Source organism: Fibrobacter sp. (assembly GCA_024399065.1).
Taxonomy (GTDB): Bacteria; Fibrobacterota; Fibrobacteria; order Fibrobacterales; family Fibrobacteraceae; genus Fibrobacter.
Map to the genome: position 1 here is coordinate 1 of JAKSIB010000097.1, position 1,407 is coordinate 1,407.

Sequence of the window (1,407 nt, forward strand, 5' to 3'; positions counted from 1 at the left end):
TGAGGCGAACCCTAAAAGTTGGACAAAAAACTTTTAGGAAAATGTCAAGATATTATGATTTAGGGACGAAGCTGAAAGCTGTACGTCTGCACAGGTCCGGGAGAGGCTGTTGTACAATAGGCAGATTATTAGGCGTTTCTGCAAGCCAAGTACAAAGATGGCTTAATCTTTACAATAAAGGAGGAAAAAAAGCGTTATGTAGTGTAAGAAAAGAGATGGATCTGTCGGCGAAAATGGAGTGCGTAAAGATGGTGCTAGAGAAAAACCTCCCATGCGAGCAGGTGTTTATGCGTTATCAGGTAGGGAGGTCCACTTTGGCAAAATGGGTAAGAAAGGTGAGAGAGACCGGGGATTACAAAGCCTTGCGGAAAGATGCAAATCGAAAATATACAACAATGGGAAGACCAAAGAAAAAACGATTGGAGGAAATGACGGAATTGGAACGGCTCCGTTATGAGAATGCCTATCTGAAGGCAGAAGTTGACCTGTTAAAAAAAGTGAAAGCCTTGGTCGAAGCAAGAGAGCAGTCAAAACGAAAGACTGGACATACGTCATCAACGAACTGAGGCTGCAATATGGTTTGCCGTTACTGTTAACGGTAAAAAAGATGGCAAAATCAACGTATTATTACCACATGAGCCAATCAGGCAAGGATAAATATGCTGCGGAAAAGGCGAGGATAAGCGATGTTTTCAGGCAAAGCGGTGAAACCTACGGATACAGGAGGGTGACGCTTCAGCTGAAGGAGGATGGTTATGAAATAAACCACAAGACTGTCGCCAGGCTTATGAGGGAAATGGGCCTGAAAACGAAAATGAAAAGGAGGGGTTACCGCTCATACAAGGGAGAAGTAGGGAAAGTCGCGGACAATGTGATAGCAAGGAATTTTATGGCATCACGTCCGCTTGAAAAGATGGCGACAGATATAACACAAATCAACATAGGGGAAAAAAAGCTGTATATGTCAGCACTGATTGATATGCATAACGGAGAAGTGGACGGCTACACATTGTCAAGACATCCTGATCTGGAACTGGTGATATCCATGATGAGAAACTTCATTCGGGAAAATGAGATTGCGCAGCCTATGATTCTGCATAGTGACCAGGGATGGCATTATCAACATCCGAACTTTTGCAAAATGCTGAAAGATAATAATATAACACAAAGCATGTCCCGTAAGGGGAATTGCTACGACAATGCCATGATGGAAAGTTTTTTCGGTACGATGAAATCAGAACTTCTCTATACCCACAAATTCAGAAACGAATACGAGTTCGCGAATGCATTGAGTGAATATGTTAATTACTATAATGAAAAAAGAATAAAACTGAGACTTAGGACAAGTCCGGTTAATTACAGGAATAAACTTATTAATAAACAGTCCAACTTTTAGGGTTCGCCTCA

1 protein-coding gene and 1 pseudogene are annotated in these 1,407 nt (G+C 41.8%); both read left to right on the forward strand.

All coding sequences use genetic code 11. The features are described from left to right. Nucleotides 1–41 precede the first annotated feature (41 nt). Entirely contained in the window at nt 42–566 is a 525-nt protein-coding gene (locus tag MJZ25_16615; protein MCQ2125789.1) for a helix-turn-helix domain-containing protein, read from the forward strand. Then, nucleotides 551–1,396, forward strand: a pseudogene (locus tag MJZ25_16620) (IS3 family transposase). Before MJZ25_16615 ends, MJZ25_16620 begins: the two are co-directional and overlap by 16 nt. Nucleotides 1,397–1,407 lie beyond the last annotated feature (11 nt).